We start from the raw sequence: 17,855 nt of genomic DNA, 5'->3' as shown, positions 1-17,855 counted from the left end.
TCGATGGCTGCGGACGAAACAGGCGGAGCCGCCGCGCGTCAATGCGCCGGCTCCGTCGACTGGATGGAGACAAACCTGTGACGACGCCCGTTACCGTCGGCGTGATCGCGAACCCCGCATCGGGGCGCGACATCCGCCGCCTCACGACGCATGCATCCGTGTTTCCGACCGCGGAGAAGGCGAACATGATCGTGCGCCTGCTGGCCGGCCTCGGCGCGATGGGCGTCGAGCGCGTGCTGACGCTGCGCGACCGCACGGGCATCGCGACGCTGCTGCTGCGCGCGATCGACACGCATCGCGCGGTCGCGCCGCACGAGCGCTGGCCCCACGTCGAATTCGTCGACCTGCCGATCACCGACAGCGTCGCCGACACGCAGGCGGGCGCTGCCTATCTGCATCGGATGGAAGTGTCGCTGATCGTCGTGCTCGGCGGCGATGGCACCCATCGCGCGGTTGCCGCGCATTGCGGCGCGACGCCGCTCGTCGCGTTGTCCACCGGCACCAACAACGCGTTTCCCGAACATCGCGAGGCAACCGTCGCCGGCGTCGCCGCAGGGCTCGCCGCGACCGGCGCCGTGCCGGCCGAGGTCGCGTTCGTGCGCAACAAGCGGCTCGTCGTGCGCTGCGTCGCGGGCGCGCAGCCGGGGCGCGAGGAGATTGCGCTCGTCGACGTGTGCGCCGCGCGGCAGCGCTTCATCGGCGCGCGCGCGATTTCCGGCTCCGACGACATCGACTCGCTCTACCTGACGTTCGCGGAACCGGACGGCATCGGCCTGTCCGCGCTCGGCGGCGCGTGGGCGCCGCTCGAGCGCAGCGCGCCGCACGGGCTCTCGATGCGCTTCGCGCAAGCCGGCAACGCGGCCGGCACGCCGCTCGTCGCGCCGATCGCGCCGGGGCGCGTCGATCGTGTCGTGATGCGCAGTTGCGAGCGGCTCGAACCCGGCACGTGGCACGCGATTCCGTTCGAGCGCGGCACGCTCGCGTTCGACGGCGAGCGCGAGATCGAGGTCGCGCGCGGCGATCGCTACGAGATCGCGCTCGACTGGCGCGGGCCGTTGACGGTCGACGTCGGTCGCACGCTGCGCTACGCATCGTCGCGGCAGCTGCTGCGCGACGCCGGCGCGTGGCACGACTGATACACCGGTTTGACGAAGACGCTTCGCCATCCATAACGATCATCAAGGAGACATCGCATGACAGCCCCTCTCGAAGGACAGGTCGCCATCGTCACGGGCGGCGCGCGCGGCATCGGCCGCGGCATCGCGCTGACGCTTGCCGGCGCCGGCGCGGACATCCTGCTGGCCGACCTGCTCGACGACGCGCTCGACGCCACCGCGCGCGAGGTCCGCGCGCTCGGCCGCCGGGCCGCGATCGCGAAGGTCGACGTCACGCAGGCCGCGCAGGTCGACGCGATGGTCGCGCAGGCGCTCGCCGAACTCGGCCGGCTCGACATCCTCGTGAATTGCGCGGGCGTGATCAGCATTCATCCGGTCGCCGAACTGACCGAGCGCGACTGGGATTTCGTGATGGACGTGAACGCGAAGGGCACGTTCCTCGGCTGCCGGGCGGCACTGGCCCACCTGAAGGCGCAGGGCCGCGGCCGGATCATCAACGTCGCGTCGATCGCGGGCAAGGAAGGCTTTCCGAATCTCGCGCATTACAGCGCATCGAAATTCGCGGTCGTCGGCTTCACCAATGCGCTGGCGAAGGAACTCGCGCGCGACGGCGTAACCGTCAACGCGATCTGTCCCGGCATCGTCCGCACTTACATGTGGGACCGGCTGTCCGACGAATGGAAGACCGACGGCGAATCGGTCGAGCAATCGTGGCAGCGGCACCAGTTGACGCTGATTCCGCAGGGCCGCGCGCAGACGCCGGAAGACATGGGCCGGCTCGCGCTGTTCTTCGCGACGATGGACAACGTGACGGGCCAGGCCGTGAACGTCGACGGCGGCTTCACGTTCCACTGACGGCCGCGAGGCCGTGCAATCCGCCGCCACGGCACGGCCGGGGCGGCATTCGCAGTCAGACCTAACCAGGAGACACACATGACCGCTTCGACACAGCTCGGCAGGGACAAGCTGCTGGACGCCTATCGGCTGATGCGCACGATCCGCGAATTCGAGGAACGCCTGCACGTCGAATTCGCGACCGGCGAGATTCCCGGCTTCGTTCACCTGTACGCGGGCGAGGAGGCGTCCGCCGTCGGCACGATCCTGCACCTCGGCCTCGACGACTACGTGGCCACCACGCACCGCGGCCACGGCCACTGCATTGCGAAGGGCGTCGACGTGCACGGCATGATGGCCGAGATCTACGGCAAGAAGACGGGCGTCTGCCGCGGCAAGGGCGGCTCGATGCACATCGCCGACCTGTCGATGGGGATGCTCGGCGCGAACGGGATCGTCGGCGCGGGCGGCCCGCTCGTGTGCGGCGCGGCGCTCGCGGCCAAGCACAAGAAGACGGGCGGCGTCGGCGTGTGCTTCTTCGGCGACGGCGCGTCGAACCAGGGCGTGATCTTCGAATCGATGAACCTCGCGTCGGTGTGGCGGCTGCCCGCGATCTTTGTCGCCGAAAACAACGGCTATGCGGAAGCGACGTCGTCGAGCTGGTCGGTCGCGACCGACAACATCGCCGATCGCGCGAACGGGTTCGGGATGCCGGGCGTGATCGTCGACGGCTTCGACTTCTTCGCGGTGCACGAGGCGCTCGGCGAGGCCGTCGAACGCGCGCGCAACGGCGGCGGCCCGACGCTCGTCGAGGTGAAGTTCACGCGCTATTTCGGCCACTTCGAGGGCGATGCGCAAACCTACCGCGCGCCGGGCGAGGTGCAGAAGCTGCGCGACGAGAAGGACTGCCTGAAGCATTTCGAAACGCGTGTCGTGCGCGCCGAGGCGCTGACGACCGACGACCTGCGCGCGGTCGACGCGCAAGTGAAGGCGTTGATCGACGACGCGGTCGCGCAGGCGAAGGCCGCGCCGCTGCCGGATGCCGCCGACCTGCTGGCCGACGTCTACGTGTCGTATCCGTGAGCGCGGGCTGACCCGGCAGCCGGCACGGCAACCCAACATTCCAGGAGACAGACATGGCAAGGAAGATCACTTATTCGCAGGCGATCAACGAGGCGCTCGCGCAGGAAATGGCGCGCGACGACAGCGTGATCGTGATGGGCGAGGACAACGCGGGCGGCGCGGGTGCGCCGGGCGAGGACGACGCATGGGGCGGCGTGCTCGGCGTGACGAAGGGGCTGTTCCACAAGTTTCCGGGCCGCGTGCTCGATACGCCGCTGTCGGAGGGCGGCTACATCGGTGCGGCGGTCGGCGCGGCCGCGTGCGGGATGCGGCCCGTCGCGGAACTGATGTTCATCGATTTCATGGGCGTGTGTTTCGACCAGATCTTCAACCAGGCCGCGAAATTCCGCTACATGTTCGGCGGCAAGGCCGTGACGCCGGTCGTGATTCGCGCGATGTACGGCGCGGGCCTGCGCGCGGCTGCGCAGCACTCGCAGATGCTCACGTCGCTGTTCACGCACATCCCGGGGCTGAAGGTCGTGTGCCCGTCGACGCCGTACGACGCGAAGGGGCTCCTGATCCAGGCGATTCGCGACAACGATCCTGTGATCTTTCTCGAACACAAGCTGCTCTATACGCGCGAGGGCGACGTACCGGAGGAGTCCTATGCGATTCCGTTCGGCGAGGCGAGCGTGCTGCGCGACGGCGACGACGCGACGATCGTCACGTACGGCCGGATGGTGCATCTCGCGATGGACGCGGCCGCGACGCTCGCGAAGGACGGCATCCAGTGCGACGTGATCGACCTGCGCACGACGTCGCCGCTCGACGAGGAAACGATCCTCGAAAGCGCGGAACGCACCGGGCGCCTGGTGGTCGTCGACGAAGCGAACCCGCGCTGCTCGATCGCGACCGACATCGCCGCGCTCGTCGCGCAGCGTGCGTTCCATTCGCTGAAGGCGCCGATCGAGCTCGTGACCGCGCCGCATACGCCCGCGCCGTTCGCCGGCGTATTGGAAGACCTGTATATCCCGTCCGCCGATGCGATCGCGCAGGCGGTACTCAAGACGAGGAGCTGACACGATGTCGATTCACATGATCACGATGCCCAAGTGGGGGCTGTCGATGGAGCAGGGGCAGGTCAACGGCTGGCTGAAGGCGATCGGCGAACGCGTGGCGAAGGGCGACGAGGTGCTCGACGTCGAGACCGACAAGATCTCGTCGGGCGTCGAATGCGCGTTCGACGGCACGCTGCGCCGGCAGGTCGCGCAGGAGGGCGAGACGCTGCCCGTCGGCGCGCTGCTCGGCGTCGTCGCGGCGGCCGACGCGAGCGATGCCGACATCGATGCGGCGATCGCCGAGTTCCAGCGCGATTTCGTGCCGAGCGCGGCGTCCGACGAGGCGGCCGGCCCGCAGCCGGAGAAGGCGCAGATCGGCGGACGCACGATCCGTTTCCTGAAGCTGGGCGACGGTTCGGGCACGCCGGCCGTGCTGATCCACGGCTTCGGCGGCGACCTGAACAACTGGCTGTTCAATCACGCGGAACTCGCCGCGCACCGGCCGGTGTGGGCGCTCGACCTGCCCGGCCACGGCGAATCGGGCAAGGCGGTCGAGACCGGCAGCCTCGACGAACTGGCCGACGCGGTGCTCGCGCTGCTCGATGCGCAGCACATCGAGCGCGCGCACCTGATCGGCCATTCGATGGGCGGCGCAGTGGCGATGACGTTGGCCGACAGCGCGCCGGCGCGCGTGGCGTCGCTCACGCTGATCGCGAGCGCCGGGCTCGGCGCCGACATCAACCGCGCGTACATCGACGGCTTCGTCGCCGGCAACAGCCGCAACACGCTGAAGCCGCACCTCGGCGCGCTGTTCGCGGACGACGCGCTGGTCACGCGGCAACTGGTCGAGGATCTCGTCAAGTACAAGCGGCTCGAAGGCGTGCAGGCCGCGCTGGAGAAGATCGCGCATGCCGCGTTCGACGGCGCCGCGCAGCGGCGCGTGTTCCGCGACCGGCTCGCGTCGCTGGCGCCGCGCACGCTCGTGATCTGGGGCGAGCGCGACCAGGTGATTCCGGCGCAGCATGCGCAGGACTTGCCGGGCGGCGTGCGCGCCGAGGTGATCGCCGGCAGCGGGCACATGGTGCAGATGGAGTCGGCCGCCGACGTGAACCGCCTGATCGTCGCATTCCTCGGAGACTGACGATGGCCGCCGCGCTCGAACGACCCAGCCTCACGGCGCTCGGCCAGCCCGGCGCGAGAAGTCGCGACAAGCTTGCGCGCATTCCGGTGCGCATCGAGCCCGCGGCCGCCGCGGCGTTGCCGAAGCCGCCGTGGCTGCGCGCGCGGCCGATGATGAGCGCGGCGGTGGCCGACATGGCCGCCGTGCTGCGCGAGCATCGGCTGCATTCCGTCTGCGAGGAGGCGATGTGTCCGAACATCGGCGAATGCTTCGCGCAGCGCACCGCGACCTTCATGATCATGGGCGGGCTGTGTACGCGGCGCTGTCCGTTCTGCGACGTCGCGCACGGCCGTCCCGAGCCGCTCGATCCCGCCGAGCCCGCGCGGCTGGCCGACGCGGCGGCGGCGCTCGGATTGCGCTACGTCGTGATCACGTCGGTCGACCGCGACGATCTGCGCGACGGCGGCGCCGCGCATTTCGCCGCTTGCATCGCGGCGGTGCGCGCGAGCGTGCCGGGCATCGGCGTCGAGGTGCTGACGCCGGACTTCCGCGGCCGCGCGGCGCGTGCACTCGACGCGCTGTCGTCGGCGTGGCCCGACGTGTTCAACCACAACATCGAGACGGTGCCGTCGCTGTACCGGGCGGCGCGGCCGGGCGCCGACTATCGCGGCTCGCTTGAACTGCTCGCGCAGGCGAAGGCCGCGCGGCCGACGCTCGTGACGAAATCGGGATTGATGCTTGGGCTCGGCGAACGCGACGACGAGGTGCGCGACACGTTGCGCGACCTGCGCGCGCACGAGGTCGACGTGCTGACGCTCGGCCAGTATCTCGCGCCGTCGGCGCACCATTTGCCGGTGCGGCGCTACGTGAGCCCGGACGCGTTCGCCGCGTGGCGCGACGAGGCGCTCGCGCTCGGTTTCAGGGAAGTCGTCGCCGGCCCGCTCGTGCGGTCGTCATATCACGCAGCCGACGTGCTGGAGGACGCGTAGCGCACCCGCGCGTCAGGCGGCGGCCACGGCGGCGTGCGCGCGACTGATGCGGCGCAGGTACAGTACGAGCCCCGCGCCCGCCAGCATCAGGCTGACCGTGTTCGCGAACCAGAAGCCGCGCGCGCCGGTCAGCCACGCGGGCGCGATGCCGCCGACGTCGAAGCCGAGCACGTAGCCGCCGCTGAGGCCGACGCCCCACAGCGCGACCGCGTAGATCACGGTCGGCACGACCGCCACCTTGTACGCGCGCAGCACGAACGCCGACGTGACCTGCAGCGCATCGAACACGTGGTAGCACGCGACGATCGCGACGAGCGGCATCGCGGCCGCGGCGACGGCCGGGTTCGGCGTATAGCCGCCGATGATCAGCGGGCGCAGCGCGAACACGAGCACGCCGTACGCGGCGGCAACCCCGCACGCGAACATCACGCTGTGCCGGCCGAGCAGCCGGGCTTCGTCCGCGCGTCCGGCGCCGAGCGCGCGTGCGACCAGCGTCGACGCCGCTACGCCGATCGACAGCGGCGTCATGTACAGCACCGCGCCGATGTTGCCGGCGATCTGGTGGCCGGCGAGCGTCGTCGTGCCGAACTGCGCGATGAACAGCGCCATGCACGTGTACGACGTGACCTCGATCAGGTACGACAGGCCCATCGGCACGCCGAGCTTCAGGATGGCCTTCTGCCGTTCCCACACGGGCCAGCAGAAGCGCGAGAAGATCGCGAGCGGCGCGAATACGTCGAGCTTCGCGAGCAGCGTGTAGCCGATCAGCGCGAGCGCCCAGTTGATCAGCGTGCTCGCGAGCCCGCAGCCGGGGCCGCCGAGCGCCGGTACGCCGAAGCCGCCGAAGATGAACCACACGTTCAGCGGAAACTTGAGCAGCAGCGCGCCGATCTGGAGGATCATCGCGAGCCGCGGCTTGCCGGCCGCGTTGGTCAGCGCGTTGTAGATCCGGAATACGAGGCTGGCGGGCAGCCCGTACGACAGGATGCGCAGGTAGTCGACGGTGCGCTCGTGCAGCGCGGCGGGTGCGTGCGCGACGCGCAGCAGCGGTTCCGGAAAATGCAGCAGCAGGAAGCCCGGAATCGAGAGCAGCAGCGCAAGCCACAGCGCCTGGCGCACTTCCTCGCCGATCTCCGCATAGCGCCGCGCGCCGTACAGTTGCCCGGTGATCGGCTGCAGCGCGGACAGGATGCCGGTCAGGCCGATATAGATCGATACGTAGATCGACGAGCCGAGCCCGAGCGCGGCGAGATCGACGGCCGAGTAGCGGCCGACCATCGCGGTGTCGATCACGCCGAACGCGATGATCGCGAGCTGGCCGACCAGCACCGGCCACGCGAGACCGACGATCCGGCGGATGTCGCCGAACATCGTCAATCGGCCGCCTGGCGGCGCGGCGGACGTCGCTTGACGGGCGTCTTCGGCCGTTCGATGCGCTCGTACAGGCGGAAGCGCTCGTCGCGGTCGGCGACGCGGCGGCCTTCCCAGACGAGACGCCACACGTATTGCGACATCGAACTCGGCTCGCCGAAGTCCGCGCGGTCCTGACGCAGGATCACGTCGCAGTCGCCGGAGAAATCGAAGTGCATGTTGCCGAAGTATGCGAAGGTCGCGATCTGCGCGTCGCCGAGCCGCACCGGCGAGATGCACTCGTAGTCGGACGGCAGGTGCACGGCGATCTGTTGCGCGACGTCGCGATAGGTCCGGCCGTAGTTGACGATCGGCAGCCACAGCGTCATCAGCAGCACCCACATCAGCGTGGTGCCCGCGCCCGACAGCACGACGCTGCGCCACAGCACCTTCGGCTGTCGCGACACGCGCCAGCGCACGATGAAGCACCAGCACACGGTGACGATCACCGCGCAGATGAACGACAGGATCTTGAAATGCGGCTCGTAGCCGGGCACGAGGCGCGCGAGGTTGCGCGCGAGCGGATGCGGGAAGCCGGTGAGCGACGCGAGCCACACCAGCCACACGAAGGTGCCGAGGATCGTGAAGCTCAGCACCGCGAACCAGTCGATCGCGTTGATCGCGCCGCGCTTGAGGGTCGGCAGCGCGAACGTCGCGAGCACCGCGAGCGGCGGCAGCAGCAGCATGTACATACGGTTCGACTGCTGGCTTTGCAGGATCACGAGCGCGACGAGCGGCACGGCGACCGACAGCGGAATCGCGATGTGCGCACGGCGGCGCATGCCGGCCCAGCTCCACCACGCCCAGATCGCGAGCGGCCACGCGGGCCACGTAAACAGCGGCAGGTTCTTCGCCGCATAGCCGAGCACGGCCGTCGGCGGGCCCGAAAAGCGCATCAGGCTGCCGTGGATCCACTGGTTGAAGAACCACGCGGCGTCGTCGGGCGCCGCGACGTACGCGGCGAGCGGCCACAGCGCGGAGATCGCGGCCGCGAGCGGCAGGCCGACCAGCGGCAGGCGCAGGTTGCGCATCTCGGGCGTGACGAGCCACAGCGCGGCCGTGCCGGCGAGCAGCGCGACGACCAGCACCGGATTGCCGGACAGCGCGACGAGGCCCATCGCGAGGCCCCACCACAGTGCGCCCTGCAGCGGCTTGTCGATGCCGCGCACGATCCCGTACACGAGCATCGCGATCCACGCGAACTGCGCGAGCTGCGGCGTCGTTTCGTGCCCGCGTTCCGCGAGACCGAAGCAGGCGACGAGCACCAGCAGCGCGCCGTCCGCGAGCGTGCGGCCGTAGTCGCGCGGCTCGGGTTCGCCGCCGAATGCGTATTTGAACGGTTGAACCTCGGCGCGCCGGCCGAGCAGGTAGGCCGCGTACCAGACGAACGCGCACGCGACGCAGAACAGCACGCCGGTATCGACGCGCGACGCGTTGCTCGCGTCGACCCACGGGCCGAGGCCGCGGATCGACAGCGCGCCGAGCCAGTAGCCGAGCGGCCCGTCGGTCGTGATGAACTTGCCGACCAGGTTCGGCAGCAGCCAGTCGTGCCAGCCGCCCTTGGCCATCGTCCACATCACGCCGAAGCCCGCCGCGTCCTCGTTTTTCCACGGGTCGCGGCCGAACAGGCCGAACGCCGCGTAGACGAAGCAGAGCGTGAGCAGCAGCCAGCGCGGCAGCGCGCGCGTGGCGGAGGCGGTGAGACGGACGACAGGCTTCATGCAGATGAGCGATTTGTTATGGGCGGGCAGCCGGCGCGATCGCGCGCGGCCGAGCCGGTTTCGAGCATCCGGCATTGTAGTCGCGCCCGCTGTTGTGCGTCAGGTCGTTTCCCGGGCGCCGGCCGGTGTCTTCCGGGCGAGCAGAGACAAAAAAGGGCAGCCTGGGCTGCCCTTTCGTGCGGTACCGGTGCGTTGCCGCCGCCGGATCGGTGCAAGGCTTACTTTGCTGCAGCCTTGCCGTTGGCGCGTGCGCCGAACTTGTTCTTGAACTTCTCGACACGGCCTGCCGTGTCCATGATCTTTTGCTGACCCGTGTAGAACGAGTGCGATTCCGACGACACTTCGATCTTGGCGAGCGGGTAGGTCTTGCCGTCGAGTTCGATGTTTTCGCGCGTCTGGATCGTCGAGCGCGTGATGAACTTGAAGCCGTTCGACATGTCTTGGAAGACGACTTCGCGGTAATTCGGGTGGATGCCTTCTTTCATGGTCTTTCCTTGGTGAGAGCGGTAGCCAACCCGCCGCTTGCCGTGCCGGGTACGCCCATTTGCGTATCACCAGACGACGCCAAGCCCGGCGCGAGCCACTTGCCTAAGGTCGAAAAACGGCGATTATGCCAGAAAATCAGACGGTTGACGAATAATTTTCACGGTGCGTCGAGCGCGCCGGTGCCGGCCGGATCCTGCCGATAGTAGCGCGCGAGCAGCCGGTACAGCTCCGGAAATTCGGACTCGAACGCCTTCGGCCGCACGAACAGCGCCTCGCTGCACACCGCGAAGAATTCCGACGGGTGGTCGGCCGCATAGGGATCGATCAGCGAATCCCGCTCGAAGCGCGCCCACGCGCGGTCCGGCACCGCGTCGACGCGCGCGCAGAACTGGTCGTAGGCGGGTTCGAACACGTCGGCCCACGCCTGTGCGTCCAGGTGCGGCGCATGCCAGCGGCGAAAAAGGGGGGGATAGCCGTCGGCCGCGCCGTTGACCATGTCGATCTTGTGCGCGAACTCGTGGATCACGACGTTGTACGCGTCGCGGCCGTCCGTCATCTGCGCGTCTTCCCACGACAGGATCACCGGGCCGCCTTCCCATGCCTCGCCGCTCGCGTCCTGCTCGACTTCGTGGACGACGCCGTCCTCGTCCTGCACGGTCTTGCGGATCAAGAATTCGCCCGGATACACGACGACGCCGACCCAGCCGTCGTACAGCGACAGGTCGAGATTCAGCACGGGCAGGCAGGCCTGCGCGGCGATCGCGACGATCATCGCGTCGGTCAGCTCGAGCCCGTGCGCGGTCGAAAACGATTTTTTCGCGACGAACAGGCTCGTCAGTTCGCGCAGCCGGCCGAGCGCGTCGGGCGGCAGGGCGGCGAGGAACGGCAGGCGCTCGACGGTTTCTTGCCACAGCGCGTCCGGAATCGGATGGCTGCGCAGCGCGCGGTCGCGGCGGCGGTCGTCGAACCAGCGGGTCAGTTTCGAGAGCATGGAGGCTTCGGACGAAAATCCAAAGCCTGTCTTTTAACTCAATCGATCTGTTTTTGCCATGCCGCGAAGAGGCCGCCGACGAGCGCGACGCCCGCGAGGAAGTAAAAACCGTCGAGCGATGCGAGGAACGACGCCTGTTGCGCGACCATCCGCGCGATCGACGCGATCGCGAGGCCATGCGCGTCGTTCAGCGCGTGGCCCGCAGCCGCATAGCCGCGCGTCAGTGCGTCGGCGGTCTGCTGGAACAGCGGATCGAACACGTTCGCGCGCTCGACGAGCCGCGTCTGATGCATGGCCAGCCGGTGCTGCTCGACGATGATCACCGAGGACGTCGCGAACGAGATCGTCAGTTGCCGCACGATGTTCTTCACCCGATAGCCATGCGAGTATTCGTCGATCGCGAAGATCCGGAACGTGAGGTTCGCGACCGGCAGCACGATGAACAGCAGCAACAATCCGCGCAGCAGCAGCGGGACGACCAGCGCCGCTTCGCCGACCTGCGGCGTCATCCGCGTCATCGATAGCGCGGCCGTGACGGCGATCGCGAACCCCGGTACGACGAACCACTTCTTGTGCGTGACGAATTTCGCGTAGCGCAGGTAGGCGAACAGCGCGGTGGCCGAAAGCAGCGACGTCGTGCCGACCAGGCGCCCGGCATTCTCGACCGGATAGCCGAGGCCGCCCTCGAGCAACCGCGCCGTCAGGTAGCTGAAGCCCGTCGTCTCGTAGTAATAGAACATGTAGAGCAGCAGCCCGACCTGGAACGTCCGCTCGCGAAACGCATGCAGCCGCACGAGCGGCGTCGGATGATGCCATTGGTGATACGCGAACCATGCGAGCGCGCCGAGCCCCGCGATCGTCAGCACGATCAGCATCGGCGAGCCGCTGTAGAGCTGGTAATGCACCTGCTGCAGCACGATCTGCAGCGCGCCTTGCGCGAGTGCGAACACGACGTACGGCCAGAAATGGCCGGAGCCGCGTTCGTCGTCCGGCGTGCGGCCCGAATCGGGCAGCGTGAGCAACGCGAGGATCGCGAACGCGATGCCGGCCGGCGCCGTGCACGCGAACAGTGCGCGCCACGTCGAATGCGCGACCAGCAGCCCGCCGACGATCGGCGCGAGTGCGCTGCCGAGCAGGATCATGATCAGGAACGCGCGCGTCGCGGGCGGCCGTGCCTGCGGCTTGAAGCTGATCTGGATCAGGATCCGGCACGCGCCCATCATCGGGCCGATGAAATAGCCCTGGAAGCCGCGCGCGAACGCCAGCGTCAGCGACGTGTCGGCCAGTGCCGCCGCGATCGCGCCGAACGAGAACATCAGCATGCAGCCCGCGACGTAGCGGCGATGGCCGAGCCGGTCGACCCACCATTGCTGCTGCAGGATGCCGAGCACGGCCGTGACCGCGTAGGCGCTCGACGACCACACGAGTTCGTCGGGCGACGCGTTGATGCCGCCCGCGATGTAGCTCGCGAAGAACGAGAAGACGGCGTTGTCGAAGTAGTCGATGCCGGTGACGAGCGCGAGCGCCCATGGAAACAGGTCCGCACGCAGGTTCGCGCGGCTCCACAGCGGCCGGCCCGGCACCGTGTTCATTCGCGATCCTTGCGTGCGCGCCGCGTGCCGGCCTCGGCCCGCCGCTGCGCGATCAGCGCATCGGCGTTCTCGCCGGCGAGGCGCCGCTCGACGTAGTCGATGTCGTGCTGCAGTTCCTTGCGCAGCGAAACGGCTTCCTTCAGCTCGCGCTGGACGGCCGCGATCCGCCGATCGAGCGTGTCGATCTGCTCGGCGAGGCCGGCGCGGATGTCGCGCAGCGACGCATCCGAATAGCGGCGCCGGCCGTCGCCGGTTTCTTCCAGCGGGCGCTTGAGCATTTCGGTGATGCCGTGCAGCGAGAAGCCGAGCGCGCGCAGCCGCAGGATTCGCGCGAAGCGCTCGAGGTCGGCTTCGTCGTAGAGGCGGTAGCGGCCTTCGCTGCGCGATGGCGTGACGAGCCCGCGCTCTTCGTAGTATTTGAGCGTGCGTGGCGTCACGCCGAGCCGCGACGCGGCGTCGCCGACGGTCAATAGCGGGGTGGCGGCGTCGTTCGGCATCGGAGGTGGGGAATTCGGCGGGACAATGACGCGATTATAGATCAACCTGTACGTTCACGTTCAGGTTGGGATCGAAAAACGGCCGCTGGGCAGGATGCGCGGGCGGCCGTGTTGCGGAGCGGGACGGCGATCAGCCGCCGCGGCGCATCAGGTCGAAGAACTCGGAATTGCTCTTCGTCTGGCGGATCTTGTCGAGCAGGAATTCCATCGCCTCGACTTCGTCCATGTCGTGGATGAACTTGCGCAGCACCCAGATCTTCTGAAGGATCTCGGGCTTGATCAGCATTTCCTCGCGACGCGTGCCCGATTTGTTCAGGTTGATCGACGGGTACACGCGCTTTTCCGCGAGACGGCGTTCGAGGTGCACTTCCATGTTGCCGGTGCCCTTGAACTCTTCGTAGATCACGTCGTCCATGCGGCTGCCGGTTTCGATCAGCGCGGTGCCGATGATCGTCAGCGAGCCGCCTTCCTCGATGTTGCGCGCCGCGCCGAAGAAGCGCTTCGGACGCTGCAGCGCGTTCGCGTCGACACCGCCCGTCAGCACCTTGCCCGACGCCGGGATCACGGTGTTGTACGCACGCGCGAGACGCGTGATCGAGTCGAGCAGAATCACGACGTCGTGCTTCATTTCGACGAGGCGCTTCGCCTTCTCGATCACCATTTCGGCGACCTGGACGTGGCGCGTGGCCGGTTCGTCGAACGTCGACGCGATCACTTCGCCGGCGACCGAGCGCTGCATTTCGGTCACTTCTTCCGGACGCTCGTCGATCAGCAGCACGAACAGGATCACGTCCGGGTGGTTCTGCTTGATCGCGTGCGCGATGTGCTGGAGCATCACGGTCTTGCCCGACTTCGGCGACGCGACGAGCAGGCCGCGCTGGCCCTTGCCGATCGGCGCGATCATGTCGATGATGCGGCCCGTGACGTTTTCCTCGCCGCGCATTTCGCGTTCGAGCGACAGCGGCTTGTTCGGGTGCAGCGGCGTGAGGTTCTCGAACATGATCTTGTGTTTCGAGGCCTCGGGCGGCTGCCCGTTGACTTTGTCGACCTTCACCAGCGCGAAGTAGCGCTCGCCGTCCTTCGGCGTGCGGACTTCACCTTCGATGGTGTCGCCGGTGTGCAGGTTGAAGCGGCGGATCTGCGACGGGCTGATATAGATGTCGTCGGTGCTCGCGAGGTACGACATTTCCGGCGAGCGCAGGAAGCCGAAGCCGTCCGGCAGCACTTCGAGCGTACCGTCGCCGAAGATCGTCTCTCCCGTCTTGGCGCGCTTTTTGAGAATGGCGAACATCAGCTCCTGCTTGCGCAGGCGGTTCGCGTTTTCGATCTCCAGGCCATTGGCCATTTCGATCAGTTCGGAGACGTGCAGAGACTTGAGCTCGGATAAATGCATACGGAGAACCCGCCAGGGAGGAGATGCGACGAAAGAAAATAAGGGAGGAGGGCGAGCGGAAGCGCTCAGAGACTTAAATGCGTCTTGTCGACGTTTTTTAATTCTAGCATAGCCCGATTCGCGCTTGAGCGAGCGATCGGCGGCTTGACAACGGACGTGTTGCCGACTGACAACACGTCCGCGGAACTGCCGGTATTACAGGTGGCTGTCCAGGAACGCGGTGAGCTGCGACTTCGACAGCGCGCCGACCTTCTGTGCGGCGGCCGCGCCGTTCTTGAACAGGATCAGCGTCGGGATGCCGCGCACGCCGAATTTCGCGGGCGTGGCCTGGTTGTCGTCGACGTTGATCTTCGCGATCTGCAGCTTGTCGCCGTAGTCCTTCGCGACTTCGTCGAGGATCGGGGCGATCATCTTGCACGGGCCGCACCATTCGGCCCAGAAATCGACGAGCACGGGCTTGTCGGACTTGACGACGTCCTGTTCGAACGATGCGTCGCTGATGTGTTTGATCTGTTCGCTCATTGGGTCAATACCTCTTACGGTTCGGGGACTGCCTGCTTGCGCGTTGCGGCGTACCGGCCGCCGTAGGCTGCCGGCCGCTGCGGCAGGTCACTCCGCCTTTCCGGAAAGGAGGGGCGTAAGCGCTGCATCCGCGGCTCGCGGGTCGTTCGGGCGTCATATTAGCCTAAATTGCTATCTGCTGCGGGCGGCGATAGTAGCCGCTACGCGAGTAGGGGTACGACGCGACGTTCGACCGTTGTGCCATGCAGGTGGAGGCCGGTCCGCCAATTACAAGGGGCGGGCCGCATGCGGCGTGTCCGAATGGACGACGCGCCGGTTTGCCCGGCGAGATTCGCATTGATGCGAACAAACGGTCGCATTCGTCCGGAAGCGGTGATAGAATATGCCGTGACGGGCCTCCTCGCATGGTGGGGCGGTGAACCTGGTCAGGTCGGGAACGAAGCAGCCACAATCGTTTTCCGCCAGTGCCGAGGGTTGGGCTCGTCACCTTCCTTCTCGCCCCGTTCGCAGGGCGTTTTTTATTTCTGCATCACACTCCGTTCGACCTGCGCCTTGCCCGTGTTCCGCACCGTTTCGCGTGTCGGCGCGACGCAGCGTTACTGATACAATTTCCCGATGACCTATCAAGTTCTCGCACGCAAGTGGCGTCCGAAGGATTTCGCTTCGCTCGTCGGCCAGGAGCACGTCGTCAGGGCGCTTACGCACGCGCTCGACGGCGGGCGTCTCCATCACGCCTATCTGTTTACCGGAACCCGCGGTGTCGGCAAGACGACGCTGTCGCGGATCTTCGCGAAGGCGCTCAACTGTGAAACCGGCGTCACGTCGCAGCCGTGCGGCGTGTGTCGCGCCTGTCGCGAGATCGACGAGGGCCGTTTCGTCGATTACGTCGAGATGGACGCGGCGAGCAACCGCGGCGTCGACGAGATGGCCGCGCTGCTCGAGCGCGCGGTGTACGCGCCCGTCGATGCGCGCTTCAAGGTCTACATGATCGACGAAGTGCACATGCTGACGAACCACGCGTTCAACGCGATGCTGAAGACGCTCGAAGAGCCGCCGCCGCACGTCAAGTTCATCCTCGCGACGACCGATCCGCAGAAAATCCCCGTCACCGTGCTGTCGCGCTGCCTGCAGTTCAACCTGAAGCAGATGCCGGCCGGGCACATCGTGTCGCATCTCGAGCGGATCCTCGGCGAAGAGCAGATCACGTTCGAGCTGCAGGCGCTGCGCCTGCTCGCGCGCGCCGCGCAGGGCAGCATGCGCGACGCGCTGTCGCTGACCGACCAGGCGATCGCCTATTCGGCGAACGAGGTGACCGAGTCGGCGGTGTCGGGCATGCTTGGCGCGCTCGACCAGACTTACATGGTGCGCCTGCTCGACGCGCTCGCGGCCGGCAACGGCCCGGAAATCCTCGCGATTGCCGACGAGATGTCGCTGCGCAGCCTGTCGTTCTCGACCGCGCTGCAGGATCTCGCGAGCCTGCTGCACCGGATCGCGTGGGCGCAGTTAGCGCCGGGCTCGGTGCTCGACGAATGGCCGGAAGCGGCCGACCTGCGCCGTTTCGCGGAGACGCTGAGCCCCGAGCAGGTGCAATTGTTCTATCAGATCGCGACGGTCGGGCGCGCCGAGCTCGGCCTGGCGCCGGACGAATACGCCGGCTTCACGATGACGCTGCTGCGGATGCTCGCGTTCGAGCCGGCCGCTGGCGCCGGCAGTGCGCCGGCCGGTCAGCCGTCCGTGCCGCCTCGTGCGGTGCCGGCTCCGCGCGCTGCTGCGGCGAAGCCGGTAGCTGCCGCAGCACGGCCGCAAGCCGCGGCGCCGGCTGCGCCTGTTGCGCCGGTCGCGCGTTCGGCGCCGGCGCAGTCCAGTGATGAAGCCGCCCGGCCGGTCGCCAAGCCGGCGGTCGTTTCGGCACCGGCGGAAGCACCCGTTTCGGCGCCCGAAAAGGCAGCACCGGCACCGGTCGCGGCCGACGTTCAAGCGATCGAGCCGCCGCAGCCGGAGGAGAAGGCTGCGCCCGCCGGCGACGCGCCGCCTCCCGCCCGCAAGGAACCCGAGCCGCCTGCCGTTGCCGCCGCGCAGCGAAACGACGAACCGGTGCCGCAGCCCGCACCGGCGCCGCGCGCCGCGTCGCCCGAGCCGGCCGCCGCCCGTCCGGCGGCGCGCGCGGGCGGTGCCGCCGCCGCGCTCGACGTGCTGCGCAATGCAGGGATGCGCGTGTCGTCGGACCGCGGGCGCGCAGGCGCGGCAGCGAAGCCGGCGGCGGCCCAGCCGGCCGCCGAAAAACCGGCCGCGCCGCGTCCCGCCGTTCAGGTGCCGACGCCGCGTGCCGCTGCGCGTGCGCCGCAAGCAGCCGATTCGCGCCAGCCGTCGCCGCCGTGGGAAGACATCCCGCCGGACGACTACGTACCGCTCAGCGCCGACGAGATGTTCGGCGGTTCCGACGACGGCTTCGTGCCGGTGTTCGACAGCGGTCCCGACGATGTGCGCGTGACGCCGAAGCAGGCGGAAGCCCGTCCGGCCGCGCCGATCGACACGCGCCCGTTGCCGCCGGCGATCGCGCTCGATGCGATCGGCTTCGACGGCGAATGGCCGGCGCTCGCCGCGCGGCTGCCGCTGAAGGGCGTCGCGTACCAGCTTGCGTTCAACAGCGAACTGACGGCCGTCGATGCGAGCGCATTGAAATTGTCGGTGCCGGTGCCGCAGTATGCGGACGCCGCGCAGGTGGCGAAGCTGAAGGCCGCACTGGCCGATGCGCTCGGCAAGCCGGTCGAGGTGAGCGTCGAGGTCGGGCCCGCCCGGCGCACCGCGGCGGCGCTCGATGCGGCCGCGCGCGCGGCACGCCAGCGCGAAGCCGAGCAGGAGATTCACGGCGATCCGTTCGTCCAGCAGCTCGTGCGCGACTTCGGTGCGCGCATCGTCGAGGGCTCGGTGCGCCCGCTCGCCGATTCGGCGCCGGACGGCGCGCCGCCTACGCTGCATTGAACTGACCGCCCCGCGACAGGCACAATCACGCCCCGCACACATTGGCCGGCACGCGCCGCGTGCCGGTTTTCACACGATCAAGA

15 protein-coding genes and 1 other RNA gene are annotated in these 17,855 nt (G+C 68.2%); 8 read left to right on the top strand and 8 right to left on the bottom strand.

All coding sequences use genetic code 11. From position 1 onward, the window contains the following. Window positions 1-77 precede the first annotated feature (77 nt). The 6 genes from HWX76_RS14665 (at window position 78) to lipA (ending at window position 6,178) form a co-directional block, all read left to right on the top strand. Window positions 78-1,136, top strand: coding sequence for an NAD(+)/NADH kinase (locus HWX76_RS14665; RefSeq protein ID WP_124637700.1), 1,059 nt, complete (start codon window positions 78-80; stop codon window positions 1,134-1,136). 57 nt (window positions 1,137-1,193) lie between these two features. After that, entirely contained in the window at window positions 1,194-1,970 is a 777-nt protein-coding gene (locus HWX76_RS14660) for an SDR family NAD(P)-dependent oxidoreductase (RefSeq protein WP_050013215.1), read from the top strand. 78 nt (window positions 1,971-2,048) lie between these two features. Next, entirely contained in the window at window positions 2,049-3,032 is a 984-nt protein-coding gene (locus HWX76_RS14655; RefSeq protein ID WP_006478652.1) for a thiamine pyrophosphate-dependent dehydrogenase E1 component subunit alpha, read from the top strand. A gap of 53 nt (window positions 3,033-3,085) precedes the next feature. Continuing rightward, the gene (locus tag HWX76_RS14650; protein ID WP_124554572.1) at window positions 3,086-4,090 is read left to right on the top strand and encodes an alpha-ketoacid dehydrogenase subunit beta; all 1,005 of its coding nucleotides are present in this window, start codon (window positions 3,086-3,088) and stop codon (window positions 4,088-4,090) included. A gap of 4 nt (window positions 4,091-4,094) precedes the next feature. Next, on the top strand, window positions 4,095-5,210 hold the full coding sequence (locus tag HWX76_RS14645) for an acetoin dehydrogenase dihydrolipoyllysine-residue acetyltransferase subunit (protein ID WP_176015994.1): 1,116 nt from the start codon (window positions 4,095-4,097) through the stop codon (window positions 5,208-5,210). Window positions 5,211-5,212: 2 nt separating this feature from the next. Continuing rightward, entirely contained in the window at window positions 5,213-6,178 is a 966-nt protein-coding gene (lipA, locus tag HWX76_RS14640; RefSeq protein ID WP_050013211.1) for a lipoyl synthase, read from the top strand. Window positions 6,179-6,190: 12 nt separating this feature from the next. On the opposite strand, the gene HWX76_RS14635 is transcribed toward lipA, so the two are convergent. From HWX76_RS14635 to trxA, 8 genes are all read right to left on the bottom strand, one after another. Beyond that, complete coding sequence (locus tag HWX76_RS14635) at window positions 6,191-7,549, bottom strand: MATE family efflux transporter (RefSeq protein ID WP_124554569.1); 1,359 nt, start codon at window positions 7,547-7,549, stop codon at window positions 6,191-6,193. Between the two features lie 2 nt (window positions 7,550-7,551). Further along, a complete protein-coding gene (locus HWX76_RS14630; RefSeq protein WP_089488498.1) occupies window positions 7,552-9,384 on the bottom strand; it encodes a UDP phosphate-alpha-4-amino-4-deoxy-L-arabinose arabinosyl transferase in 1,833 nt (610 codons plus the stop codon). Between the two features lie 143 nt (window positions 9,385-9,527). Beyond that, the gene (locus HWX76_RS14625) at window positions 9,528-9,794 is read right to left on the bottom strand and encodes a type B 50S ribosomal protein L31 (protein WP_050013208.1); all 267 of its coding nucleotides are present in this window, start codon (window positions 9,792-9,794) and stop codon (window positions 9,528-9,530) included. 158 nt (window positions 9,795-9,952) lie between these two features. Continuing rightward, window positions 9,953-10,786, bottom strand: coding sequence for a M90 family metallopeptidase (locus HWX76_RS14620; RefSeq protein WP_124594394.1), 834 nt, complete (start codon window positions 10,784-10,786; stop codon window positions 9,953-9,955). A gap of 38 nt (window positions 10,787-10,824) precedes the next feature. Then, on the bottom strand, window positions 10,825-12,378 hold the full coding sequence (locus tag HWX76_RS14615) for an MFS transporter (protein WP_124630763.1): 1,554 nt from the start codon (window positions 12,376-12,378) through the stop codon (window positions 10,825-10,827). After that, a complete protein-coding gene (locus HWX76_RS14610; protein ID WP_050013205.1) occupies window positions 12,375-12,875 on the bottom strand; it encodes a MerR family transcriptional regulator in 501 nt (166 codons plus the stop codon). Before HWX76_RS14610 ends, HWX76_RS14615 begins: the two co-directional genes overlap by 4 nt. 130 nt (window positions 12,876-13,005) lie before the next feature. Beyond that, window positions 13,006-14,268 (bottom strand): transcription termination factor Rho, encoded by a 1,263-nt coding sequence (gene rho, locus HWX76_RS14605; RefSeq protein WP_006478662.1) that lies wholly within the window; start codon window positions 14,266-14,268, stop codon window positions 13,006-13,008. A 195-nt stretch (window positions 14,269-14,463) separates the two neighbouring features. Further along, the gene (gene trxA, locus HWX76_RS14600; protein WP_006402348.1) at window positions 14,464-14,790 is read right to left on the bottom strand and encodes a thioredoxin TrxA; all 327 of its coding nucleotides are present in this window, start codon (window positions 14,788-14,790) and stop codon (window positions 14,464-14,466) included. 389 nt (window positions 14,791-15,179) lie between these two features. On the opposite strand from trxA, the gene ffs reads away from it, so the two are divergent. Beyond that, an RNA gene (gene ffs / locus HWX76_RS14595) (signal recognition particle sRNA small type) lies at window positions 15,180-15,278 on the top strand. A 127-nt stretch (window positions 15,279-15,405) separates the two neighbouring features. After that, on the top strand, window positions 15,406-17,772 hold the full coding sequence (locus tag HWX76_RS14590) for a DNA polymerase III subunit gamma/tau (RefSeq protein ID WP_176015993.1): 2,367 nt from the start codon (window positions 15,406-15,408) through the stop codon (window positions 17,770-17,772). The last annotated feature ends 83 nt before the right edge of the window (window positions 17,773-17,855 follow it).

This window comes from Burkholderia sp. BCC0398, from assembly GCF_902833245.1.
GTDB classification, from domain to species: Bacteria; Pseudomonadota; Gammaproteobacteria; order Burkholderiales; family Burkholderiaceae; genus Burkholderia; species Burkholderia sola.
This window is presented reverse-complemented; position numbering and strand designations above follow the sequence as displayed.

What these genes read in the sequence shown, in the direction of transcription:
- HWX76_RS14660 (WP_050013215.1), top strand. Translation starts at nt 1,194, where the DNA reads ATGACAGCCCCTCTCGAAGGACAGGTCGCCATCGTCACGGGCGGCGCG.
- HWX76_RS14655 (WP_006478652.1), top strand. Translation starts at nt 2,049, where the DNA reads ATGACCGCTTCGACACAGCTCGGCAGGGACAAGCTGCTGGACGCCTAT.
- HWX76_RS14650 (WP_124554572.1), top strand. Translation starts at nt 3,086, where the DNA reads ATGGCAAGGAAGATCACTTATTCGCAGGCGATCAACGAGGCGCTCGCG.
- HWX76_RS14645 (WP_176015994.1), top strand. Translation starts at nt 4,095, where the DNA reads ATGTCGATTCACATGATCACGATGCCCAAGTGGGGGCTGTCGATGGAG.
- lipA (WP_050013211.1), top strand. Translation starts at nt 5,213, where the DNA reads ATGGCCGCCGCGCTCGAACGACCCAGCCTCACGGCGCTCGGCCAGCCC.
- HWX76_RS14635 (WP_124554569.1), bottom strand. Translation starts at nt 7,549, where the DNA reads ATGTTCGGCGACATCCGCCGGATCGTCGGTCTCGCGTGGCCGGTGCTG.
- HWX76_RS14630 (WP_089488498.1), bottom strand. Translation starts at nt 9,384, where the DNA reads ATGCCGGATGCTCGAAACCGGCTCGGCCGCGCGCGATCGCGCCGGCTG.
- HWX76_RS14625 (WP_050013208.1), bottom strand. Translation starts at nt 9,794, where the DNA reads ATGAAAGAAGGCATCCACCCGAATTACCGCGAAGTCGTCTTCCAAGAC.
- HWX76_RS14620 (WP_124594394.1), bottom strand. Translation starts at nt 10,786, where the DNA reads ATGCTCTCGAAACTGACCCGCTGGTTCGACGACCGCCGCCGCGACCGC.
- HWX76_RS14615 (WP_124630763.1), bottom strand. Translation starts at nt 12,378, where the DNA reads ATGAACACGGTGCCGGGCCGGCCGCTGTGGAGCCGCGCGAACCTGCGT.
- HWX76_RS14610 (WP_050013205.1), bottom strand. Translation starts at nt 12,875, where the DNA reads ATGCCGAACGACGCCGCCACCCCGCTATTGACCGTCGGCGACGCCGCG.
- rho (WP_006478662.1), bottom strand. Translation starts at nt 14,268, where the DNA reads ATGCATTTATCCGAGCTCAAGTCTCTGCACGTCTCCGAACTGATCGAA.
- trxA (WP_006402348.1), bottom strand. Translation starts at nt 14,790, where the DNA reads ATGAGCGAACAGATCAAACACATCAGCGACGCATCGTTCGAACAGGAC.
- HWX76_RS14590 (WP_176015993.1), top strand. Translation starts at nt 15,406, where the DNA reads ATGACCTATCAAGTTCTCGCACGCAAGTGGCGTCCGAAGGATTTCGCT.